The 23,670-nt window shown below is 69.5% G+C and carries 18 protein-coding genes and 1 pseudogene; 12 read left to right on the top strand and 7 right to left on the bottom strand.

Features of this window, described 5'->3' with window-relative positions:
* Positions 1–114: pseudogene (locus J4O73_RS19730) on the top strand (CsbD family protein); the annotation flags it as partial.
* A gap of 79 nt (positions 115–193) precedes the next feature.
* On the top strand, positions 194–1,618 hold the full coding sequence (locus J4O73_RS19725) for a TAXI family TRAP transporter solute-binding subunit (RefSeq protein ID WP_426220133.1): 1,425 nt from the start codon (positions 194–196) through the stop codon (positions 1,616–1,618).
* Between the two features lie 21 nt (positions 1,619–1,639).
* Here J4O73_RS19725 and J4O73_RS19720 read toward each other — a convergent pair whose 3' ends face one another.
* On the bottom strand, positions 1,640–2,899 hold the full coding sequence (locus J4O73_RS19720; protein ID WP_426220131.1) for a D-amino acid dehydrogenase: 1,260 nt from the start codon (positions 2,897–2,899) through the stop codon (positions 1,640–1,642).
* 8 nt (positions 2,900–2,907) lie between these two features.
* Entirely contained in the window at positions 2,908–4,041 is a 1,134-nt protein-coding gene (gene alr / locus J4O73_RS19715; RefSeq protein WP_426220127.1) for an alanine racemase, read from the bottom strand.
* Positions 4,042–4,182: 141 nt separating this feature from the next.
* Here alr and J4O73_RS19710 point away from each other — a divergent pair, with 141 nt between their 5' ends.
* The 9 genes from J4O73_RS19710 to J4O73_RS19670 all read left to right on the top strand — a co-directional run bounded on the left by J4O73_RS19710 (position 4,183) and on the right by J4O73_RS19670 (position 13,924).
* Positions 4,183–4,626, top strand: a complete 444-nt coding sequence (locus tag J4O73_RS19710) for an Lrp/AsnC family transcriptional regulator (RefSeq protein ID WP_426220126.1) — start codon at positions 4,183–4,185, stop codon at positions 4,624–4,626.
* Positions 4,623–5,810 carry an amidohydrolase gene (locus J4O73_RS19705; RefSeq protein ID WP_426220124.1) on the top strand — a complete coding sequence of 396 codons (1,188 nt, stop codon included), beginning with the start codon at positions 4,623–4,625 and terminating at the stop codon, positions 5,808–5,810. Before J4O73_RS19710 ends, J4O73_RS19705 begins: the two co-directional genes overlap by 4 nt.
* Complete coding sequence (locus J4O73_RS19700; RefSeq protein WP_426220122.1) at positions 5,807–6,715, top strand: LysR family transcriptional regulator; 909 nt, start codon at positions 5,807–5,809, stop codon at positions 6,713–6,715. Before J4O73_RS19705 ends, J4O73_RS19700 begins: the two co-directional genes overlap by 4 nt.
* A 101-nt stretch (positions 6,716–6,816) precedes the next feature.
* Positions 6,817–7,695 carry an NAD(P)-dependent oxidoreductase gene (locus J4O73_RS19695; protein WP_426220120.1) on the top strand — a complete coding sequence of 293 codons (879 nt, stop codon included), beginning with the start codon at positions 6,817–6,819 and terminating at the stop codon, positions 7,693–7,695.
* On the top strand, positions 7,695–9,233 hold the full coding sequence (locus tag J4O73_RS19690; protein WP_426220118.1) for an aldehyde dehydrogenase family protein: 1,539 nt from the start codon (positions 7,695–7,697) through the stop codon (positions 9,231–9,233). The genes J4O73_RS19695 and J4O73_RS19690 overlap by 1 nt, the downstream gene beginning before the upstream one ends.
* A gap of 26 nt (positions 9,234–9,259) precedes the next feature.
* Positions 9,260–10,612 (top strand): DUF3100 domain-containing protein, encoded by a 1,353-nt coding sequence (locus tag J4O73_RS19685; RefSeq protein ID WP_426220116.1) that lies wholly within the window; start codon positions 9,260–9,262, stop codon positions 10,610–10,612.
* A gap of 43 nt (positions 10,613–10,655) precedes the next feature.
* The gene (locus J4O73_RS19680; protein WP_426220114.1) at positions 10,656–11,813 is read left to right on the top strand and encodes a M20 aminoacylase family protein; all 1,158 of its coding nucleotides are present in this window, start codon (positions 10,656–10,658) and stop codon (positions 11,811–11,813) included.
* A gap of 33 nt (positions 11,814–11,846) precedes the next feature.
* The gene (locus J4O73_RS19675) at positions 11,847–12,980 is read left to right on the top strand and encodes an FAD-binding domain-containing protein (protein ID WP_426220112.1); all 1,134 of its coding nucleotides are present in this window, start codon (positions 11,847–11,849) and stop codon (positions 12,978–12,980) included.
* 11 nt (positions 12,981–12,991) lie between these two features.
* The gene (locus J4O73_RS19670) at positions 12,992–13,924 is read left to right on the top strand and encodes an NAD(P)/FAD-dependent oxidoreductase (protein WP_426220110.1); all 933 of its coding nucleotides are present in this window, start codon (positions 12,992–12,994) and stop codon (positions 13,922–13,924) included.
* A gap of 15 nt (positions 13,925–13,939) precedes the next feature.
* Here the strand turns inward: J4O73_RS19670 and J4O73_RS19665 are convergent, their stop codons facing one another.
* The 5 genes from J4O73_RS19665 to hemN all read right to left on the bottom strand — a co-directional run bounded on the left by J4O73_RS19665 (position 13,940) and on the right by hemN (position 22,492).
* Positions 13,940–17,416, bottom strand: a complete 3,477-nt coding sequence (locus tag J4O73_RS19665) for a CheR family methyltransferase (protein ID WP_426220108.1) — start codon at positions 17,414–17,416, stop codon at positions 13,940–13,942.
* On the bottom strand, positions 17,397–17,957 hold the full coding sequence (locus J4O73_RS19660) for a PAS domain-containing protein (protein WP_426220106.1): 561 nt from the start codon (positions 17,955–17,957) through the stop codon (positions 17,397–17,399). Before J4O73_RS19660 ends, J4O73_RS19665 begins: the two co-directional genes overlap by 20 nt.
* Before the next feature lie 195 nt (positions 17,958–18,152).
* Positions 18,153–20,006 (bottom strand): putative bifunctional diguanylate cyclase/phosphodiesterase, encoded by a 1,854-nt coding sequence (locus tag J4O73_RS19655; protein WP_426220143.1) that lies wholly within the window; start codon positions 20,004–20,006, stop codon positions 18,153–18,155.
* Positions 20,007–20,352: 346 nt separating this feature from the next.
* On the bottom strand, positions 20,353–21,039 hold the full coding sequence (locus J4O73_RS19650; protein ID WP_426220104.1) for an OmpW/AlkL family protein: 687 nt from the start codon (positions 21,037–21,039) through the stop codon (positions 20,353–20,355).
* A gap of 100 nt (positions 21,040–21,139) precedes the next feature.
* Positions 21,140–22,492 carry an oxygen-independent coproporphyrinogen III oxidase gene (gene hemN, locus J4O73_RS19645; RefSeq protein ID WP_426220102.1) on the bottom strand — a complete coding sequence of 451 codons (1,353 nt, stop codon included), beginning with the start codon at positions 22,490–22,492 and terminating at the stop codon, positions 21,140–21,142.
* A 141-nt stretch (positions 22,493–22,633) separates the two neighbouring features.
* Between hemN and J4O73_RS19640 the strand changes: the two genes are divergently transcribed.
* Entirely contained in the window at positions 22,634–23,380 is a 747-nt protein-coding gene (locus J4O73_RS19640) for a Crp/Fnr family transcriptional regulator (protein WP_426220100.1), read from the top strand.
* Positions 23,381–23,670: the final 290 nt, after the last annotated feature.

Raw genomic sequence — 23,670 nt, 5'->3', positions numbered from 1 at the left:
AAGCTCGTGGCCGAGGGCAAGGCCCAGGAACTCAAGGGCGAAGCCCAGAAGACCGTCGGAGACGTCAAGGACGGCGCCAAAAACCTCGCCGACAAGGTCACCGGCAAACACTGAGCAAGGTCGGCGGAAACGCCGGGGCGGGGCGCAACCAAGGGCGCCCCGCCCCATTCATACCGACGGCAGAGAGGACCGCATGACCCTTCCGGGACTCGTCCTTCGCCGCGAGATCGTGTTCCTCGCCCTTGCGGTCCTGCTCGGAGCCGGAGCGGCAGTTGCGTACTGGGCATCGCGCGCCACGGTCCTGACCATCGCCGTCGCGCCGAGCGACGGCACCGAGCCCGCTGTGATCGATGCCTATGCCCAGGCGCTTTCGAAGCGGCACAAGGAGATCCGGCTGAGGATCCAGCCCTATGACGACGTCCGCGACAGCGCGGAGGCGTTGCAGGAGGGCCGGGCGGACCTCGCCGTGGTGCGCCCCGACGTCTTCCTTCCCGATAACGGGCTGACCCTCGCGATCTTGCGGGATCAGGCGATGATCATCGCCTCCCCGGAGGGCTCCGGCTTGACGAGCTTCCCCGACCTCGCGGGCAAGCGCCTCGCCATCCTCGCCCATCGCGATGCCGACCAGGCGCTGATCAAGGCCATGGTCGAGCATTACGGGCTGACCCTCCTCGACAAGGATGTGGAAGGCCCCCTCCCCGCCCGTCACGTCGCCCTGGTGGAGATGTCCGAAGCCGACCTCGCCGGGGCCTTCGTCAAGAAGCGGATCGACGCCGTGATCTCGGTGATCTCACCCACCGCCCCGACTGCGCAGCGCATCGTCGGGATCGTGCAGGCCGCGAGCCGCAGCAAGAAGGTAGCCTTCGTCAACGTCCCCAATGCGGATGCCATCGTCGCCCGCCTGCCCCGGCTTCAGGTCGTGACGATGCCCGCCGAGACCTTCGGCGGCAGTCCCAAGGTGCCCGCCGAAGACGTGACCACGGTGGGCGCCTCCTACCGGCTGATGGCCCGGTCGAGCCTGTCGCGACCGGTGGCGGCGGACGTGACCCAGCACCTGTTCGAACTGCGCAGCGGCATGGCGAACGTCGCCCCCGCCGCCGACTATCTCCAAGCGCCGCATTACGACAGCACCGCCGCCGCCACGAGCGCGCGGCTGCCCATCCATCCGGGTGCCGTGGATTATTTCGAGCGTGAGCAGCAGAGCTTCGTCGAACGTTACGAGACCTGGATCTACCTCGTTGCCTTCCTCGGCGGCGGCATCGGCTCGGCGCTCGCCTGGGTGGGGCAGCGCCTCTCCCGCCTGCGGCGCGAGCGCGTCGAGGAGGCGACCGACCGCCTGCTCGAGATCCGCCACGAGGCCCAGGACAGCACCGACGCCGCGCGGCTGGAACTCCTTGCCCGCGAGATCGACGACCTCGCCGGCGACATCGCGCGGCACGCCCTCGAACGGCCGACCGAGGCCAAGACAATGTCGGCGGCGGCCATCGCCATCGATGCCGCCCGGTCCACGGTCAAGCGCGCCATCGCCGGCGCGGCCGGGCGCGCGCAGGCGGACGATCCGGAACTGGCCGGCCGCATGACGCCGACGGCGGCGGGGACGACGGATAGCGTGGCGTAAGAGGGCCGTCTCGGCGCCCGCTCAGGCCGCGTACCGATCGACGGCGAGGTCGTCGCCCGCGATCTCGGGGGTGCGGCCCGTGACGAGGTCGGCCAGCAGGCGGCCCGAACCACAGGCCATGGTCCAGCCGAGCGTGCCGTGGCCGGTGTTGGTGAACAGGTTGGACACCCGCGTCGCCCCGACGATCGGCGTGCCGTCCGGGGTCATGGGACGAAGGCCGGTCCAGAAGGTCGCCTTTGTCAGATCGCCGCCTGCGGGGAAGAGATCGGTGACAGAGCGTGCCAGTGTCTCGCGCCGGGGATCGCGCAGGACGTGGCTGAAGCCCGCGAGCTCCGCCGTGCCGCCGACGCGGATCCGTTCGCCGAGGCGGGTGATCGCGACCTTGAAGGTCTCGTCCATCACCGTCGAGACCGGCGCAGCCTCCGCGTCGGTGATCGGCAGGGTCAGGGAATAGCCCTTCACCGGATAGACCGGCACCGCGATGCCGAGTGGGCGCAGCAAGGCCGGGGTGTAGCTGCCGAGGGCCGCGACATAGGCATCCGCCTGCAACCGCTCGCCCGTGGTGGTCTCGACGGCCGTGATGCGGCCGCCCTCGTGGTCGAGGCGGGCGATCGAGACGCCGTAGCGGATCGTCACGCCCATCTCCTGGCAGAGGACGGCGAGCGACTTCGTGAACAGGTGCGCGTCGCCGGTCTCGTCGCCGGGCAGGCGCAGGCCGCCGACGAACACGCCGCCCACCCGCGCCAGGGCCGGCTCGGCGGCGATGCAGCCCGCCGGGTCGAGCACCTCGTAGGGAACGCCGTAGGCGTCGAGCACCTTGGTGTCGTCGCCCACATGGTCGAGCTGCTTCTGCGTCCGGAAGAGCTGGAGCGTGCCCTTCTCCCGGTGGTCGTAGGCGATGCCGGTCTCGGCGCGCAGGTCGCGCAGCACGTCGCGGCTGTACTCGGCCAGACGCACCATGCGGCCCTTGTTGCGGGTGTAGGCATCCTCGTTGCAGTTCGCGAGCATCCGCGCGAGCCAGCCGTAGAGGCGCGGCTCCAGGCGCGGCCACAGGACGAGGGGCCGATGGCGCATCATCAGCCACTTCAGGGCCTTCACCGGAATGCCCGGCGCCGCCCAGGGGGCCGAGTAACCAGGCGAGACCTGCCCGGCATTGGCGAAGCTGGTCTCCAGCCCCGCGCCCGGCTGGCGCTCCAGCACGGTCACCTGATGCCCGGCCTTGGCGAGGTAATAAGCCGAGGTGACGCCGACGACGCCGCCACCGAGAATCATGACATGCATGGTCGACCTCACGCGTGGGAATAGGTGCGATGGAAGCGGCGCCCGAGGCGCGTCAGGACCTCGTAGCCGATGGTGCCGGATGCCTCGGCGAGGGCGTCCACCCCCTGCTCCGGCCCGAGAAGGTCCACGAGCGAGCCGGGTCCGATGACTCCGGGAGCCACATCCGTCACGTCGAGGACGATGCTGTCCATGGAGACCCGCCCCATCAGCGGAAGCCGTGTGCCCGCCATCCAGCCCGCGAACCCGTCCGTCGCGCGAGGAAACCCGTCCGCGTAGCCGATCGCGACGGTCGCCAGGCGCGAATCCCGTGCCGTCACGGCGCGGTGGCCGTAGCCGACCGGCGTGCCCGCCGGGACGGAGCGCACCTGCATCACGCGGGCGCGCAGGCCGACCACGGGACGCAGCGGGTTGTCCCGGCCCGGCTGAGGCGCGACGCCGTAGAGAGCCGCGCCGGGGCGGACCATGTCGAAGTGATAGTCCGACCCCAGGAAGATGCCCGAGGAGGCCGCCAGGCTCGCGGGCACCATCGGCAGGCGCTGGCGGAATTCCGAGAAGGTTGAGAGCTGTGCCGCGTTGGCCGGACCATCCGGCGCGTCGGCGCAGGCGAGGTGGCTCATCACCAGCCGCAGGGAGAGCCCATCCAGGGCATCCGGAGCATCGAGCAGGGCGGCGGCCTCGGCCGGGTCGAAGCCGAACCGCGCCATGCCGGAATCGATCTGGAGGATCGCGGGCAGGCGTCGCTCCAGCCGCCGGGCGAGCGCCTTCCAGGCCGCGAACTGACAGGCGTCGTTGAGGACGGGCACGAGGTCGTGCGCGGCGCAGGCTTCCTCGCTGCCGGGGGTCGCACCATTCAGAACGCCGATCACCGGACCCGGTCCGAGGATGGCACGGAGCGCGACGCCCTCCCCCACCAGGGCGACGAAGAAGTGGCGGCACCCCGCGGCTGCGAGGGCGGGGGCGACCCTGTCGGCCCCGAGCCCGTAAGCATCGGCCTTCACCACGGCGGCGCAGGCAGCCCCCTGGGCCTTGCGGGCGAGGAGGCGATAATTCTGGACGATCGCTCCGAGATCCACGGTCAGGAAGGCGGCGGCGAGCGCGGCGGGGCCGGTCTCCTGGCGAATGTCCCGATCGACGATGCCCATACCGTGCCCTGCCTCTTTCCGAGCCATGCCCAAGCTACACGCAGATGGAGAGAATTTCCGGCGATTCGTCCGCAGGTGATTGCGTTCTGAGCTTGGCGGTGCAAACTTCTGCGGTTTTCTCGAAGGTCCTTGCTCGCGGCCATGGACGAAATCGACCGTCGCATCATCCAGGCGCTGCGGGCCGACGGGCGGATCAGCAATGCCGACCTCGCGGCGCGAATCGGCCTGTCCGCCTCCGCCTGCCACCGTCGGGTGCGGGCGCTGGAGGAGAGCGGGATCATCCGCGGCTATACGGCGATCATCGGCGGCGTCACCGATGAGCCCGGGCTGGTGGTGCTGACGCAATTCACCCTCGACAGGCAGACGGAGGATTTCCTCAACCGGTTCGAGGCCGCCGTCCGCCGCTGTCCCGAGGTGCAAGATTGCTACCTGATGACCGGCACGGCGGATTACCTCGTGAAGATCAAGATCGCGGATGCCGCCGATTACGAGCGGCTGCACAAGGAGGTGCTGTCGCGGCTGCCGGGGGTCGCGCGGCTGCAATCGAGCTTCGCCATCCGCACCGTCGTGGCGGGCCGGCTATGACGGCGCGCCCGGACCTGCGCCTGCTGCGCGCCTCCCTCGACGGGCGGGAGCACGTCATCGACATCGCCGATGGCCGCATCGCGGCGATCCGCGCAGCGCATGAGCCGATGCCGGAGGCGGCGCGCCTCATCGATCTCGCCGGGGCGCTGGTTCTGCCGGGGCTGACGGATGCGCATGTCCATCTCGACAAGTGCCTGCTCGGGCTGCCCTGGCGCCCGCACCGGGCGGCGGGCTCGGTGCGGGCGCGCATCGAGGACGAGAAGGCGTTCCGGCGGGACAACCGCATTCCCCTGGCCGAGCAAGGCGCCACGGCCCTGCTGGAGCGGATGCTGCGCGGCGGCACGACCAGCCTGCGCACCCATGTCGACATCGACGATGTGACCGGGCTCGGCCATCTCGCCCAGATCCTCGACCTGCGGACGCAATGGGCCGACAGGATGCGGATCGAGATCGTCGCCTTCCCGCAGAGCGGCATTCTCGCCTGCCCGCCGGTGGCGGCGCTGCTCGACGAGGCGTTGCGGATGGGAGCCGACCTCGTCGGCGGTCTCGACCCGCATGGCATCGACGGCGATGCGGAGGCGCCCCTGGACATCGTCTTCGGGCTGGCCGAGCGGCACGGGCGCGCTGTCGACATCCATCTCCACGATGGCGGCGAGGCGGGACTTGCCGAGATCGAGGCGATCATCGCCCGGACCGAGGCGGGGGGCCTCGGCGGGCGGGTCGCGATCAGCCATGCCTTCGCCCTGGCCGATGCCGACGACGCGCGCCTCGGGCGGATCGCCGAGGCGATGGCGCGCGTGGGAGTCACGCTCATCAGCAGCGTGCCGGGCGGGCGGCGCTGCCCGCCCCTCCCACGGCTGCGAGACTTGGGCGTGGCGATCTGCTTCGGCACGGACAATGTGCGCGATTGCTGGAATCCCTCCTCGGTGACGGGGATGATCGACCGGATGAGCCTCGCCGCCTACCGGTTCGACCTTCGGGCCGACGAGGCGCTGGCCGGGCTCCTCGACCACGCCACCGCCGTCCCGGCGCGGGCGCTCGGCCTCGGACCCGGCGCGGTGGCACCGGGTCTCGATGCGGATCTCGCGGTGTTCGAGGCCTCCTGCCTGGCCGAAGCGATCGCGGAGCGGCGCCCACCCGTCCTCGTCCTGGCGCGGGGCGCCCTCGCCTGGGAGGGCCCGTGACCGACCGGGCCCTGCGCTACTTCCTTGCCGTGGTGCGAGCGGGTTCGGTGCGGGCCGCCGCCGAGACCCTGAACGTCGCCGCCTCGGCGGTGAGCCGCCAGATCATCGAGCTCGAGGCGGAGGTCGGGGAGGTGCTGCTGGAGCGCCTGCCCCGGGGCGTCGTGCCCACCGAGGCGGGCCGGATGGTGGCCGAGCACGCGCAGCGGCAGGCCGACGAGGCCACCCTCCTCGATGACCGGCTGAAGCGCCTGCGCGGGGTGCAGCAGGGCACGATCCGCCTGTGCTGCGGGGCGGGCTTCGTCATCGACCTCTTGGACAACGCCCTGGCGGGCTTCGCCGAGGCGCATCCCGGCATCGCCTATCAGATCGAGATCGGCACCACGGACGGCATCCTCACCGCCGTGGCCCAGGGCGAGGCGGATCTCGGCCTCGCCTACAATCCCCCTGCCCGGCCGGACGTGTACGGCATCGTCTCCGCGCGCCAGCCGCTGCTCGCCATCCTGCCGAAAGGGCATCCCCTCGTCCGCTCGACCGGCCCTGTGCCGCTGCGCGCCTTCGCCACCGAGCCCGCCGTCCTCTTGCCTCCCGATCACGGGGTGAGGCAATTGCTCGGCCGGGCGGAAGCGGATGGCGGCTTCCGCCTCGTACCGCGCCTCGAAACCTCGGCCTTCGAACTGCACCGCCGTTTCGTCACGGCGGGGATGGGCGTCGCCTTCCTGCCCCGCTTCGTCGTCGCGGCCGAGTTGCAGGCCGATCTGCTCGACGCGGTGCCCCTGCGCGATCCTCTGCTTACCGAGGCGAGCGCCCATCTCGTCGTCCGCACCGGACGCCGCCTGCCGGAGGGGATGGGGCGGCTGATCGGCTGGCTCGCAGAGCGAATGGTCGCGTTCCGCGCCACATCCTGAGCGTCACCGTTCGCAAAATCCGCACATCACGTGCCAAAATCCATTCTTGTCGCAACGCTCCCGCAGGCGGATACCGTTTGCCAGCGAAGAGGCGGATCGGCATGGACATCGCAACGGTAGGCGTCATCGGGCTCGGCAATATGGGCCGGGGCATGGCCGCGACGCTCGCCCGCAAGGGCTTCTCGGTTCTCGGTTTCGACATCGACGCGGACAAGCGGGCCGTGGTCGAGGCGTCGGGCGTGACCTTCGTGCCCTCGCTCACCGAGGTGCTTCGCCGGGCCGACGCGCTGGTCTTCTCCCTCCCCTACGCCAAGGATGTCGAGGCGGTGGTCACGGCCGAGGGCGGCCTGCTCTCCCGCAACGATCGCAAGGTCGTGGTGATCGACACCTCCACCTCCGATCCCGGCACCACCCGTCGACTGGCCGAGCGCCTCGCGGCGGCGGGCCATGCCCTCCTCGATGCCCCCGTGAGCGGCGGCCCCTCCGGCGCGGCCGAGGGCACACTGACCATGATGATCGGCGGCGCAGAGGCCGATTATGCCCTCGCCCGCCCGGTGCTGGAGGCGATGTCGGCTCGCGCGCCGCATGTCGGCCCCTCGGGGGCGGGCAACATCGTCAAGCTCGTCAACAACCTGCTGGTCGCCGCCCATCTCGTCACCACCGGCGAGGCCCTGCGCCTGTCGCAGGCGGCGGGCCTGTCCGCCGAGGAGGCGGTGCAGGTGGTCAACACCGCCACCGGCCGCAGCGCCGTGAGCGAGGTGATGGTGCCGCGCTGGGTGGTCCCGAACACCTTCGACAGCGGCTTCTCCGCCGGGCTGATGCGCAAGGACGTACGCCTCGCCCTCGAACTCGCCGCCGAGTGCGGCATCGGCCTTCCCCTCTCCGAGGAGGTCGGGCGGATCTGGCGCGAAGAGACCTCCATCCCCGACACGGCCGACTTCACCCGCATGGCCGACTACCGCACCAAGGAAGTTCTCTGATGTCCGCTCAAACGCGCTCCGATGCGGCCGGACGGGTCGCCGAACTCCTCACCGATCTGCTGCCCGGCGGCCGGATCGGCAGCGTCGTGGCCGGTGAGATCCTGGCCGGCACGGGCGACGACCTCGCTCTCGTCAACCCGGCGGATGGCGGCGTGCTCGCGCATTTCGCCGATGCGGGCGCGGACGTCGTGGGTGCCGCCATGGCGGCGGCCCGCGAGGGCCAGCGGGCGTGGTGGGCCATGAGCGCCGCCGCCCGTGGCCGGGCGATGTGGGCGGTCGCCGCCCTGGTCCGCCGCCACGCGGACGCCCTGGCCGAACTCGAGACCCTTTCGGCGGGCAAGCCGATCCGCGACACGCGCGGCGAAGTCGCCAAGGTCGCGGAGATGTTCGAGTACTATGCCGGCTGGTGCGACAAGCTCCACGGCGAGGTCATTCCGGTCCCGACCTCGCACCTGAACTACACCCGCCAGGAGCCCTACGGCACGGTGGTGCAGATCACCCCCTGGAACGCGCCGATCTTCACGGCGGGCTGGCAGATCGCCCCGGCCATCTGCGCGGGCAATGCGGTGGTGCTGAAGCCCTCCGAACTCACCCCCCTCACCTCGCTGGCTCTGGGCCTGATCTGCGACCGGGCGGAGGGCATGCCGCGCGGCCTCGTCTCGGTGCTGGCGGGCGCTGGCCCGACGACCGGCGCGGCGGCCGTGGCCCATGCCGAAACCCGCCTCGTGGTCTTCGTCGGCTCGGCCGAGGCCGGGGCGCAGATCGCGGCGGCGGCGGCGCGCAACATCGTGCCCAGCATCCTCGAACTCGGCGGAAAGTCGGCCAACATCGTCTTCGCCGATGCCGATCTCGGCCGGGCGCTGATGGGCGCGCAGGCGGCGATCTTCGGCGGCGCCGGGCAGAGCTGCGTCGCGGGCTCGCGCCTGCTCGTCCACCGCTCGGTCCATGCCGATTTCGTGTCGCGCCTCGCCCATGCGGCCGAGCGCATCCCGGTCGGCCTGCCGACCGACCCGGCCACGCAGATCGGCCCGATCAACAACCGCCGCCAGCGCGACAAGATCGCGGAGATGGTGGAAGCCGCCTCGGCGGCGGGGGCCCGCATCGCGGCGGGCGGTGGCTGCCCGGCCTCCCTGCGGGACACGGGCGGGTTCTTCTTCGGCCCGACCATCGTGGACGGCGTCGGCCCGGACGCCGCCATCGCCCGCGAGGAGGTGTTCGGCCCGGTCCTGACCGTTCTTCCCTTCGACGACGAGGAAGAGGCGATCAGCCTCGCCAACGCCACGCCCTACGGGCTTGCGGGGGCGGTGTGGACCGGCGATGTCGGGCGCGCCCACCGGGTCGCGGCGGGCGTGCGCGCCGGAACCTTCTGGGTCAACGGCTACAAGACGATCAACGTGGCCTCGCCCTTCGGCGGCTTCGGGCGCTCCGGCTTCGGACGCTCCTCCGGCCGGGAGGCGCTGATGGCCTACACCCAGACCAAGAGTGTGTGGGTCGAGACCGCCGCCCAGCCAGCGGTGGCCTTCGGCTACGTCGGATAATCGAACCAAGAGGGGGAGCTACAGCGATGGCGACGGGCGTACGGACAGCGGAGGCGGGCGTACGGCCCGTCGCGGGGGGCGGAAAGCTGGTGCTTTTCCTGCTGGCCCTCGTCATCGTGATCATCGCGGAGGCGATCGGGAACGTCACCATCCCGATGGGAACGGGCAAGATCGTCCTGCTCCCCCTCCTGTGGGCGCTGCTCATCGGTGGGGCGCTCGGCCTCCTGAGCCCCCGCCTGCCTGCGCCGCTCCGGCTTTCCATCGGGCTGCAGAACACGGCGAGCGCCTATCTCCAGCCCGCGCTGCTGATCTTCATCGCCAAGCTCGGGCTGCTGGTCGGCGGCTCGCTACCGAAGATCCTGGCCTCCGGCTGGGCGCTGGTCTTCCAGGAATTCGGCCATTTCTTCGGCACGATGGTCTTCGGCCTGCCGGTGGCCCTGCTGCTCGGCATCAAGCGCGAGGCGATCGGTGCGACCTTCTCGGTCGGCCGTGAGCCGAGCCTTGCCATCATCGGCGAGCGCTACGGCATGGACTCGCCCGAAGGGCGCGGCGTGCTCGCGGAATACCTCACCGGCACGGTGTTCGGGGCGGTGTTCATCGCGCTCCTCGCCGGGTTGATGACCAGCCTCGGGATCTTCAACCCTCTCGCGCTCGCCATGGGCGCGGGCGTCGGCTCGGGCAGCATGATGGCCGCCGCCTCCGGTGCCATCGCCGCGCAGCAGACGCCGGAAGTGGCCAAGGAGGTCGCGACCTTCGCGGCGGCGAGCAACCTCGTCACCACCACCATCGGCACGTATTTCACCCTGTTCCTGTCGCTGCCCTTCACGATCTGGGCCTATGGCAAGCTGGAGCCGATCCTCGGCCGCAACCGGCCCGACGCGGCGCAGGCCGCCGGTCCGGCCCCGGTCGCCGCGCCTCACGAGGAGGTGCGCATCAGCCTTCCCGAGACGGTGCTCGCCTGGATCCTGATCGGAATCTACGGCCTCATCGGCAACTGGCTGACCTACGGCGTCTATCCGGACCGGATGGTCATCTCCGGCATGGCGATCATCATCGGCGTGGTGCTGGCGGGCTATGCGATCTACCTTCTGCTCGGCCGGAAGCTCCCGGCCGTGCTCTGGGTCTCGATCATCGGCATGGCGCTGACCTATCCCGGCATGCCGTTCGCCGCCGACGTCGCGGCGATGACCGGCAAGATCAACTTCCTCGCGCTCGCCACGCCGATCCTGACCTTCGCGGGTCTGTCGGTCGCCAAGGATGTCCCCGCCTTCCGCCGCCTCGGCTGGCGCATCGTGGTCGTCTCGTTCATGGCCAATGCGGGGACCTTCCTCGGGGCGGCGCTGATCGCGCAGTTCTTCATGCACCCGCCCCTGGGTTAAGCAGGGGCGACAGGGTCCCGGTATCGCGACAAGGAGTTCGGGCATGAGCATCGAGGCGGATACGGTGGAGCGCATGGTCGCGTGGCGCCGGGACCTCCACGCCCACCCCGAACTCGCCTTCCAGGAAACGAGGACGGCGGAGTTCGTGGCCCGCGAACTCGCCGCCTGCGGCTTTGCGGTGAAGACCGGCATCGGCCGCACCGGCGTGGTCGGCACCCTGGCCCGCGGCGACGGCCCGGCCCTGGGCCTCCGGGCGGACATGGATGCCCTCCCGATCCGGGAGGCGACCGGCCTGCCCTACGCCTCGACCAATCCCGGCGTGATGCATGCCTGCGGCCATGACGGGCACGTCACGATGCTGCTCGGCGCGGCCCGCCATCTCGCATCCCGTAGCGACCTCGCGGGGACGCTGCACGTCATCTTCCAGCCCGCCGAGGAATGCGAAGGCGGCGGGAAAGCCATGGTCGAGGACGGGCTGTTCCGCGACTTCCCCTGCGACGCGGTGTTCGGTCTGCACAATTGGCCGGGCCTGCCGGTCGGCACCTTCGCCACCCGCACCGGGCCGATCATGGCCTCCCTCGACACGTTCGAGATCACGGTGATCGGCTACGGCACCCATGCCGCCATGCCCGAGCGGGGCACCGACCCCCTCGTCCTCGCCGCCGAACTCGTCCTCGCCCTCCAGACGGTGGTGAGCCGCCGCATCGCCCCGACCGAGCCCGCCGTGCTCAGCGTGACGCAGATCCACGGCGGCGAGGCCTACAACGTCATCCCCGACCGGGCCGTGATCCGGGGAACGGTGCGCTGCCTCGATGAGGGCCTGCGCGCACGGATCGCCGATCATGTCCGCGCCCTCGCCCGGGGCCTTGCCGAGACCCACGGCGCCAGGGCCGAGATCGTCTACACCCACGGCTATCCCGCGACGATCAACGCGGCCGACCCCGCCCGCTTCGCCTTCGACGCAGCGGCCGAGGTCGCGGGCATCACCGAGCGCCGAAGCGAGATCACGCCCTCCATGGGCTCGGAGGACTTCTCGTACATGCTCAATGAATGCCCCGGCGCCTATGTCTGGCTCGGGGCGGACGGCGCCAAGCCCAGTGCGCCGCTGCACAACCCGGCCTACGATTTCAACGACGAGATCCTGCCCGTCGGGGCAGCGTGGTGGGCGAGCCTGACCCGGCGCTTCCTCGCCGCACGGTGATGCCGGAGCGCGGCGGGGGCCTAGATGAGGCCCATGCCGCTCTTCCCCACCGCCCTTACCCGTGACGCCGGCCTCGCCGCGCTGGCCGCCTTCTTCGACGGCCCCGGTGCGGACTATGCCGCCAGCCGCAACACCGATCGCGGACGCGGCGCGCAGCCGACCACCTCGGCGCTCTCGCCCTACCTGCGCCGACGGCTCCTGACGGAAGCGGAGGTGGTGGAGGCGGCGCTCCATGCCTTCGGGGACGAGGGCGCGGAGAAATTCGTCTCCGAGGTGTTCTGGCGGACCTACTTCAAAGGCCATCTCGAGACCCATCCGGACGCCTGGACGGCCTCTCGCGCCGGGCGGGACGCTGCCCTCGCGCGGCTCGCCGAGGAGCCCGGGCTGCGCCGCATCCACGAGCAGGCGCTCGCCGGGGAGACGGGGATCGACGGGTTCGATTCCTGGGTGGTCCAGCTCATCGAGGAGGGCTGGCTGCACAACCACACGAGGATGTGGTTCGCCTCGATCTGGATCTTCACCCTGCGCTTGCCCTGGGAGCTGGGGGCGGATCTCTTCATGCGCCACCTGATCGACGGCGACCCGGCCAGCAATACCCTGTCCTGGCGCTGGGTGGCCGGGCTGCACACCCGCGGCAAGAACTACGTCGCGCGGCGCGACAATATCCGGCGCTACACCGCCGAGGGCTTCGATCCGGACGGCCTCGACGAGGATGCCGAGGCCCTGGACGAGGCGAGGCCGCCGCGCGAGGTCCCCCTCCCCAAGGCCGATGCCCCGCCCGCCGGTGATGTCGCCCTGCTCCTGCATCTCGATGACCTGCATCCCGAGAGCCTCGACCTCGGCGCGGCGCGGGTCACCCGGATCGGTGGCCTCCTCGCCCATGCGGAGGGGGCGAGCGAAAAGGTCCGCGCGGCCGACGAGTCCGCGATGCGTGATGGCCTTGCCCGCGCGGAGGCGCATTTCGGCTGCCCGGCCGGGCCGGTGTCCGAGGGGTGGGCGGGCGATCGGCCGGTGGTCACCGCCTGGGCGACTGTCGGCCCTTCGGCCGAGGCGCTGCCGGAGGACTGCCTCCGGCTCCGCAGGGCGTGGGACGAGCGGGCTTGGCCGCTCTCGACGCGGGGCTATTCGCGGCTTCGCGGGGGCATCCCGAAGATTCTGCGCGGTTGAGGAGGCTGGCGATGGGGCGGATCGCGATCGTCGGAGCCGGGATGGCGGGGCTCGCCTGCGCGCGGGCCCTTCGCGAACGAGGCATCGAGGCAAGCCTGTTCGACAAGGGTCGCAAGGCGGGCGGGCGCATGTCGAGCCGCCTCGGCGAGACTTCGGCCGGACCGGTGGGGTTCGACCACGGCGCGCAATACATGACCGGACGCGATGTGGGCTTCGTGGCAGCTTTGTCCGCGTGGCGATCGGACGGTCTGGTCGCCCCCTGGCCTGCGGCCGGGCCGGATGCCTGGGTCGGCGTGCCGGGCATGAACGCCCCACTCCTCGCCATGGCCCGCGCGTTCACGATCCGTTGGGACACGCGGGTCGAGGGCCTGGAGCGCGACGCGTCGGGCTGGCGCCTGCGCGGTGAGGGCCTGGACGAGGGCGGCTTCGCGACCGTGCTGACCGCGATCCCCGCCGAACAGACCGCGACCCTGCTCGCACCCCATACGCCCGCCCTGGCGGCGATCGCCGAACGAGTTCCCTCCGATCCGTGCTGGACGGCGATGGCCGCCTTCCCCGTCCGGCTCGACGTCGAGGCCGACGTACTGCGCACGGATGGTGCCATCGGCTGGGCGGCGCGCAATTCCGCCAAGCCCGGCCGCCCGGCGACGGAGGCCTGGGTGATCCAGGCCAGCCCGGACTGGTCGCGCGCCAACCTGGAGCGGGACGCCGATGCAGTGGCGGCGGATCTCTTGGCCGAGTTCTTCGCGGCGGCCGGGATCGCCCCGGTCGCGCCCGCCCTGCTGAAAGGGCACCGCTGGCGCTATGCAAGATCCGGCGCGGCCGAGCGGGCGGTCCTGTGGGACGCCGAGCACCGCATCGGCGCCTGCGGAGACTGGCTCACCGGGCCGCGCATCGAGAATGCGTGGCTCTCGGGGGTCAGGCTCGCGGGCGTGGTGGGCTGACGGCCCGCCCCACCCTCACGGCTTCGCCAGCACCAGCCCCGGCAGATTCAGGGTCAGGCGAAGGCCGCTCGTGTCGTGATCGCGCTCCACCGAGGCTTCGAGCTGACGCAGCGACATTTCCACGAGGAGCGATCCGAAGCCCCGGCCAGGGCGTGGCTCGGCCTTCAAGGGCACGCGCTCGGTCCATGAGATCACGAGGCCGTCCGGCACGCGTTCCCACGTCACGGTGAGCGCCCCCTCATTGGAACCCAGCGCTCCGTATTTCACGGAGTTCGTGGCCCATTCGTGCAGGATCATCGCGAGCGACGAGACGTGCCGCCAGTCGATGGAGACCAGCGGTCCGTCGATCGAGGTCGGAACGTGGTCGCGGTAGGGCCGCAACGTCGCGTTGATCAGGCCCGCGAGGTCGGTCGCCCCCTGGCCGCCGGTCGGATCCGCCAGGGAATGCGCCCGGCCGAGCGCGGAGATGCGGTCGCGCATGTCGGAGGCGAAGACGCCGATATCCTTATGGGTGCGCGAGCCCGCCGAGATCATCCCGCCGATGATGGCGAAGAGGTTCTTCACCCGGTGGTTCATCTCCCGCAGCATCAGGTCGCGGGTTTCGGCGAGCGCGTATTCGGGCGACACGTCGATGCATACGCCGACCACGCGCTTGCGGTCGCCGCTGCGGGTCAGGCGGCCATAGCTGCGGATGTGCCGGGAGGCGTGCTTGCCCGCCCGGACGCGCAACCGTGCCTCGAACTCGTCGAGCCCATGAGCAACCTCGCCCAGGGCCGTCTCGAGGGCCTCGCGATCCTCGGGAAAGACGCGGGAGACCAGAAGCTCGGTCGGGTGCGGCGTGTCGGCTGCGAGGCTGAACATCGCGCCCGCCGTGCTGTCGAACACCATGGTCGCGGAGTCGGGATTGTACTCCCACACGCCGATGCCGCCCGCCTTCACCGCGAGGTCGAGGCGTTCGCGCTCGGAGGCGAGCTGGCGCTCCAGGGCCAGGGCCTCGGTGATGTCGGTCAGCACCAGGGTGGCGCCGTCGATGCTGCCGTTCTGCAACCGGTACGGCAGGACGCGCAGCGACAGGGTCCGCCCGCCATCGCGGGTGAGGATGCGGCGCTGGATCACCGTCCCGCCCGCGCACACCTCCTCCGCGTCGTGCAGGTAATCCTGCCCCACGAGGCGACTCGACACGTCGGCGAGGGGACGCCCCCGGTCGCTCGGTTGGAGAGGAAAGATCGTTGTCGCCGCCGTGGTGAAGCTGCGCACGCGCAAGGCGCGGTCGAGGACGATGACGGCGAGGTCGGTGGATTCGAAGAAGTTGCGCAGGTCGGCATTGGCCGTGGTCAGCTGCTCGACCTTGGTCTTCAACTCGTCGTTGACCGTGGAGAGCTCCTCGTTCGTCGATTGAAGCTCCTCGTTCATCGACATCATTTCTTCGTTGGAGCTCTTCAGCTCCTCGTTCGTCGTCTCCAGTTCCTCGACGGTCGAGCGCAGCTTGTAGCGGGTGCGCAGCAACTCCTCTTCCAATGCCTCGACGTGGTCGCCGCCCGCATCCATCTCCATCAGGTCGAGGTCGTCGGACGGCCGGAAGGCGCCGACGTCGCGCAGGATGATCAGCATCGAGCCGTCGGGCAGCGGATCGCAGACCGCCTCGATCCTCTGGACGCCGTATTCCGACTGGACGTCGATGTTGCGCACGACGACGCGCTTGCGGGCGTCGCGGGTCTGCCGGAGAAGCGGGCCGAGCACGTCGCGCAGGCCCGGTCGGGCCAGGGTGATAGCGCTGGTGCCACCCGCCCGGCTCACGGGGAAGTCGAAGTAGCGGCTCAGGCGTCCGTAGGCAGCGATGATGCCGCCATCCTCGTTCAGCACCATGCTCGGCGGGGCGTAGCGCTCCACCACGCGCCGCACGGCGACGGTCTCATCAGCGATGGAGGCCTCGCCCCGCCGCTCGGGGCGCTCGCCGCGCGGGCTCTCGCCGCGACGGGCACCGCCGGGCAGGTCGATCGGGTATTTCGGGGCGCCGGGGGGGCGCTCGAACAGGCGGGCATGCTGGTCGATCGCCGGGAACAGCTGCTCGAAGCGGCTCACGCTCTCGGAAGGCCCGAGGAACAGGTAGCCGCCCGGCCGCACCGCGTAATGGAACAGCGGCACCACCGATTGCTGCAGGCGATCATCGAAATAGATCAGCAGGTTGCGGCAGGACAGGAGATCCACCCGCGAGAAGGGCGGATCCTTCACGAGGCTATGGCTGGAAAAGCGGATCAGGTCGCGGATCTCGGGCGCGATCGTGAACCGCTCGGCATGGGGCACCACGTAACGCTCGCGCAGATGCGCGGGGATGTCCGCGAGCGCGGCGGCCGGATAGGTCGCATCGCGGGCGATCTGAAGCATCCGCTCGTCGATGTCGGTGGCGAAGATCTGGACCGCCAGCGGCAGTTCGAAACGCCGGGCGGCGTCGGCGAACAGCATGGCGATGCTGTAGGCCTCCTCACCGCTGGAGCAGCCGGGAATCCAGACGCGGATATCCTCGTCGGGATTGCGGGTGCGCAGCAGCGGCTCGATCGCCCGCTCGCGCAGCACCTCGAACATCTCCGCGTCGCGGAAGAAGCGGGTGACGTTGATGAGGAGGTCGCGGAACAGCGCCTCGCACTCGTCCTTGTCGGCCCGGACGCGGGCGAGATAGGCCCGGCCGGAATCGAGGCCGAGCACATGCATCCGGCGCTCGACCCGGCGCACCAGGGTCGTCCGCTTGTAGCCCGCGAAATCGTGGCCGACCGCGTTGCGGATCACCCGGCAGAGGTCGTCCACGTGGTCGGCGACGAGGTCGGCGTGCCCGCTCGCGCCGTCGCTGGTGCGGCGGCGGAAGAAGGCGGCGAGGCAATCCACGATTTCGCCCGGCGGCTGGACGAAATCCACGAGTCCCGTGCCCACCGCCGAGAGCGGCATGCCGTCGTAACGGGCGGATTCCGGCTGCTGCACCACGCAGACGCCGCCATGCTCCTTGATGGCGCGCAGGCCCGTCGTTCCGTCCGCTCCGGTGCCGGAGAGGATCACGCAGGCGGCGTTTGCCTGCTGATCGACGGCGAGCGACAGGAAGAAGTCGTCGATCGGGCGGCGCAGGCCGCGCGGCTGTACGAATTGGGTGAGTTCGAGAACGCCGTTCTGGATGGCGAGACCCCGCCCCGGCGGGATGATGTAGACCTTGTCACCCGCGATGCGCTCGCCGCCCTCGCACTGGAGCACTTCGAGCTCCGTGTGCCGGTCGAGCAATTGAGCCAGCATGCTCTCGTGGTTCGGGTCCAGGTGCTGGACGATGACGAAGGCCATGCCCGTGGGGAAGCGGGCACGGGCAAGCATCTCGCGCAATGCCTCGAGGCCGCCCGCCGAAGCGCCGATCCCGACCACGGGCCCGGTGAACGGCGCGGGCGCGTCCTTCACCGGGCCGCCCAGGATTTCGGAGGCGCGCCCCCCGGCGTCGTCAAGGAAATCCTGGTGCATCGAGATCCGCGAGGGTGAGCTTCGCCTGCGCGACGGTGGCGACGGTGTTGGCGATGGTCATCAGAGAGCCTTCGATGACCATGCCGCTTTCGGCCAGCGTCGGGCCGAGCTTGGCAAGGGTCCGTCCCAATTCGGCATCGTACGCGGAAAGCAGTTCAGGTTGCGAGCGGCTGACGTCGAATTGGGATGCGAAAAGAAAGCGCACCTCTCCCGATAGGGACTTCAGCTTGGACATATAGAGCAGGTTGACGAAGGGCTTCCCGTCCTTGCGGAAATTGACGATCGACGTCCGCACCGAAGCCTGCCGCCCGCCTTCGAGGAAGCCGCGGATCTTGGCGCGGGGCTGCCGGTTTTCGGCATCGCGCTGGAGCAGGCGGCAATTACGGCCGATCACCTCTTCGTCCGTGTAGCCCGTCAGGGTGCGGAACGGCTCGTTGACCAGCAGGAGGGGGTTGTCCTCGGTCACGTCCGCCAGGGCGAGCGCGATATGCGAGTCCTGGAAATATTTGAGGAGTTCGCCCGGAATCTCTTGGCTGTGCACGGCCGCTCCTTCATCGCCTCCGCTCAAAGGCACTCCAGGCGTTCGGTTCCCATCTCCTCAAGGCGATGGTTGACCGGCTGGCCTTACAACCGGAACGTGCAGCTTGATGCCGGGAGCGTCATGCGGGCCATGGGGAGATATGGCAAGCACCGGCCGATCCGCCAGCCTCGCACGGTGATGCCGCGGCCCGATGGCTCAGGCCGAGAGGCGAAGGGGCGCCAGATCGGTCTGCCGCTTTGGGGGTGGGTCCTGGGCGAGCCATGCGAGGAGGTCGCGGAGCGGCATCGGCCGTCCGATGAGGTAACCCTGGATATAGCGGCAGCCCTGCCTTTGGACGGCCTCGCGTTGCGCGGCGGTCTCGACGCCCTCCACGATGCCGTCGAGGCCAAGGGTGCGGCACAGGCTGACGATCGTGGAAATCAGGCGGCCGCCGACCTCGGTGTCGAGGCCCGCCATGAAGCTCCGGTCGATCTTGATCTTGTCGAGGGGCAACCGGTGGACGTAGCTGAGGCTCGAATAGCCCGTGCCGAAATCGTCCAGGGCGATCGTGATGCCGAGCGCCCGGAGGGATGTGATCCCGGCCTTGGCCTGATCGAAGTCGCGCATCAACGCGGTCTCGGTGAGTTCGAGGGTGAGGCGGCGCGGATCGATCCCGCTCTCGCGCACCGTGGCAATGATTTCCTGCACGGCCTCGGGCGACACGAGGTCGTGGGCGGAGAGGTTGAACGACAGGCCGACCCAGTTCGGGAACTGCCTGCAATCGGTGAGCGCCTTGCTCAGGAGCAGCAGCGTGAGACCGTGCACGAGGCCGCACCGCTCGGCGGCCGCCACGAAGCGATCGGGGCCGACCTGACCGAGGACCGGGCTCGTCCACCGCGCGAGCGCCTCGACCAGGGTGATCGCGCCCGTGACGGTGTCGAGGATCGGCTGGTAGTGCAGTTCCATCTCGGCGGAGAGATCGGCCGTGCGCAGGGCGGTCTCCACCGCCCGCTCGGCGCGGATCGCATCCTCATGCTCCCGCGAGAACAGGGTCGTGGCGCCCCGGTGGTGCAGCTTCGAGTGGTAGAGCGCGTAATCGGCGCGGTCGAACAGGGCCGCCGCCTCGTGTCCGGCCCGGGGGAACTTGGCGAGTCCGCAGGAACAGCCGGTGACGACGCGGATGTCGTTCAGGCGGATCGGCTCCTGGAGCGCCGTACAGATGCGGTCGCAGAAGGCAATCGCTTCGTGGGCCGCACCGGGGTTGTGGAGGATCACGCCGAACTCGTCGCCGCCGAGCCGGGCCACCGTCACCTCGGGGCCCGCGAAGGCGGCGAGGCGGCGGCCGGTCTCGGCCAGCACCCGGTCGCCCACCGTGTGGCCGTAGGTGTCGTTGATCGGCTTGAACTGGTCGAGGTCGAAGACCGCTAGGCCAAAGCGCTTCTGCTCAGCCTCGCAGATGCGGGCCGTCTCCTCCAGGCAGGACAGGAAGTAGCGGCGGCTCGGCAGCCCGGTCAGGCTATCGGTCTGAGCGAGGCGGGCATTCTCGTCGGACAGGCGGCTCGCTTCGGCCTTCGAGGCCACCAGTTCCGCGAAGGACCGGTAATTGTTGACGAGGTTGCGCACCATCATCGCCGTGACGAAGGCCGTGTTCACGGTGATCGCCAGGAAGACCCGGTTGCCGCTGGCCATGAAGACCGCGAGGAACACGCTGAGCACGATGCCGGCGATCAGGAAGGCCGCCACCGGAAGATGCGTCAGGCAGAAGATGCAGGCCGTCATCGTCACCGCGACGAAGATCGCCACGTGGCCCTGCTCGTAGAAGCCTCCATACTGATGGAGGGTCATGGCCCAGGCCATGACGACGATCGAGAACGAACCCGCCACGATCGTCGTCCGCATCAGGAGGTCGTCCGCCTCCTCCTCCGTGAGCGTCTTGGGCCGGAGCCGCCACCACCAGACGATCCGCAGGATGCAAAGGAACAGCGCGACGACCGGAAAACCGATCGTGAGATAGACCGGTGCAAGAGTGACATGTGTAACGGCCAATCCGCCGACATTGACGCACAGCATCAGATAAAGTGTCGGGATCTGCTTCTGGAGTTCCGCGACTTGCCTCACCGCCGGGAGACTGGCGGAGGATTGCGTCAGCAGGGCGGTCAAAGACCTATGGAATCTCAACCGTCGCAACATTTATCCGCGCCCATGCAAGACATACTAATCTTTATCCACTTTATTAAGATCGCCTTGCATCGATCCAAAATACGCAGCGCTTAGCCCAACCCGATACTGTATTTTCTGTGCATGTCACGGCGATGTGATCTCTCGCATGGGTCCACTTCAAAGCCGTGCGGCGGAGATCGGCACGCGGCACGGTTCATCGGGGTGAGTGCGCCCCGATGAACGGGCAAGACGGCGATCAGAACTTGTAGGTGAGGCCGCCACCGACAATCCAGGGGTCGATATCGACCCGGCCGCGCACGGCTCCTGCGTTGAGCTTCACCTTCGTGTCGAGGAAGAGCTTCTTGACGTCGACGTTGAGGCCCCAATGGTCGTCGAGCATGTAGTCGAAGCCGACCTGTAGGGCAGGTGCGAAGGAGTTCGTCAGCCGGAAGCTCTGGAAAGGCGCGCGCTCCTTCTCGCCGAAGAAGATCGAATAGTTCACGCCCGCGCCGACATAAGGCTTGAACGCGCCGAGCCCGTCGACATGATATTGCAGCGTGAGGGTCGGAGGCAGGATCCACGTGGATCCGATCCGTGTGCCCGCGAGCGTGCCCGCGCCGTCGACGGTGTGGCGGGTGACGCCGAGGATGAGCTCGGCGGCGATGTTGCGGGTGAAGAAGTAGGAGATGTCGAGTTCGGGGATCACGGAATCGCTGATCGACACCTTCGCGCCGTTGAGGGGCACGCCGCCCGCACTGAGGCGCGCGGCCGGATCGGGCAGGACGCCGAGCACCCTGACGCGCACCATCCAGGGCGACCACTCGGCCGGAATGGGCGCCGGGGCAGGGGCGGCGGCGAAGCTCGGCAGATCGGCCGAGAAGGCCAGGCTGGGGACGAGGCCGAGGACGGCGGTCGCGGCGAGGGCGGCGATCCTTCTGGACATGGTGTCGTTCGTTCCGGAAATCGTGGAGGGTCGGCCGGTCTCGCCGGCCTCCCCTTGAAGCCCCCCTCCCCGCCCCCGTCCTTGACCGGAATCAAATCCATCACGCCGCGCGGCTATGGAGGGCCGCCGCTCGATCGGAATAGGCGTCGAAGACGGAGGCCACCGCGCGGACGAGGACGCGCGCCTCGCCGGGCACCGCGAGGCGGTCGCCCTCGCGCCGCACGAGGCCGTCGGCCAGCAGGGCGGGCAGGCGAGGCAGCGCGGCGAGGAATGCCCCGGCCTCGACGCCGTGCGACCGGCAGACCTCACCGACATCGACGGCGAGGTGGCACATGATCGCCTCGATCAGTTCCGCGCGCAGCCGGTCTTCGGCGGTGAGGGCATGACCTCGCGACGTGGCGAGTTCACCCCGCTCGATGCGCTCGGCATAGGCGCGCAGGCCGGGCTCGTTCTGGACGTAGCCCTGGTGCAGGCGGCCGATGGACGAGGCTCCGAGGCCGATCAGGAGGTCGCACGGGTCCGTCGTATAGCCCTGGAAGTTGCGGCGCAGACGCCCTCCCCCTTGCGCGAGGGCCATCTCGTCGTCGGGACGGGCGTAATGATCGAGGCCGATACGCCGGTAGCCCGCCGACTCGAGGAGACCGGCGATGGCTTCCGCCTGGGCGCGTCGCGCGTCTCCGTCGGGCAAGGCGGCGGGATCGATGAGCCGCTGGTGCTTCTTGAAGGCGGGCACATGGGCATAGCCGAACACGGCGAGCCGGTCGGGTTCCAGGGCGAGGCAGCGCCTCACCGTGTCGAGGCAGCTCTCCACGTCCTGATGCGGCAGACCGTAGATCAGATCGAGGTTGATGGCCCTGATCCCGGCCGCGCGCAGACCCGCAACGGCCGACTCGGTGACCGCGAAATCCTGGTGGCGGTTGATCGCCTCCTGCACCTTCGGGTCGAAGCTCTGCACACCGAGGCTCGCCCGCGTGACTCCGGCCCGGCCGAGGGCTCCGATCATGGCGGAGGTGAGGGTGCGCGGGTCGATCTCGACGGCGATCTCGGCCTCGGGGGCGACGGGAAAACGCGCGCGCAGGGCGGCGACGAGTTCTCCGAACGCATCGGGGGTCATCACGGTGGGTGTGCCGCCGCCGAAATGGATGTGCCGGACAGACGGGACCTGCGGCATGAGCCGCGACACGAGGTCGATCTCGCGCCGGAGCAAGCCGACATAGGCGGCGATGGGGCCGTCATGCCGGGTGATGACGGTGTGACAGCCGCAATACCAGCACAGGGAGCGGCAGAACGGCACGTGGAGATAGAGCGAGGCGAAGGATCGTGCGGGTTGCGCCCCGAGCCACGCGGCGTAGGTCCGGTCACCCACGCGGGGCGTGAAATGCGGGCTCGGCGGATAGCTGGTGTAGCGCGGCAGACGCTCGTCGGCGTAGCGGGCCCTCACATCGTCTTGCATGGCGTCCCTTCCGGTCCCGGCCGGGTTATGGACGTTGCAGGCTCTCGCCACCTTGACTTGCATCAACGGGTCTCGCCATCCGCAGGGGCGAAAGCGGGGCTGAAGCGCCCTACATGGGCGCGAGAACGACGGGGGTTAACGATGGCGGACACGAGGCGGGCGGAGAATCATCCTTTCGTTCGCAAGATCGAGAGCGTGGCGCTGTTCGACCTGTCGGCGTCCGAGCGGGCGGCCCTGTCCGGGCTGCCCATGCAGGTGGCGGATTTCGAGACCGATCAGGACATCGTGGTGGAGCACGAGCGGCCGAAGCGTTGCTTCGCCGTGCTGAGCGGGCTCGCCGCCACCTACAAGACCACCCAGGACGGGCGGCGGCAGGTGACGGCCTATCATGTTCCCGGCGACGTGCCGGACTTCCAGAGCCTGCACTTGGAAGTGCTGGATTTCAGCATCTGCGCGGTGTCGTCGCTGCGCGTCGGCTTCGTGACGCATGAGGCCCTGCGCGCCATGTTCGCCGCCGAGCCCCGGCTCGGGGACGCCTTCTGGCGCACCACGCTGATCGAGGGCTCGCTGGCCCGCGAGTGGATGCTGAACAACGGCCGCCGGGAATCCTATCCCCGCATGGCGCACCTGTTCTGCGAACTGATGCTGCGCCTGGAGACCGTCGGCCTCGCCGTCGATCACAGCTGCCAGCTGCCCCTGACGCAGTACGAACTCGGCGACGCCCTGGGGATCACCTCTGTCCACGTGAACCGGATCCTGCGCGAACTGCGCGAGAGCGGCCTCATCACCCTGAGCGGCGGGCGCCTGACGATCCACGATTGGGACGCTCTGGCCAAGGCCGCGGAGTTCGATCCCAGCTACCTGCACCTGCGCCGCCTGGACGAGTGAGAGCTGCTTCCAGAACTCCCGAGGGTCTAAGCCTCAGACGGCGGAGACGAGACGCGCGTGCCACCCTCGCCACCGGCACGCCGTCGTCGCCAAGCGGAAGCGCAAGCATGTTGCGGCCAAACCTCCGGACGAGCCTGGCCAGCGTCCGCTTAGGATCACCCGTAATATTTGAGTGATAGCCTTTCGATCAATCAACTATAGTAAGTCCAAAAAAATGCCGGCGCATTGCCCGAATAAATTTAATCGGGCCACAACCAAGCGTCGTATACTAATTGTCAACGACAATGTCG

Origin of the sequence: Methylobacterium sp. NFXW15 (genome assembly GCF_049887755.1) — a bacterium.
Lineage (GTDB): Bacteria > Pseudomonadota > Alphaproteobacteria > Rhizobiales > Beijerinckiaceae > Methylobacterium.
Note: the sequence above shows the minus strand (reverse complement) of the source record. Positions and strands in the feature narration are given on the sequence as shown.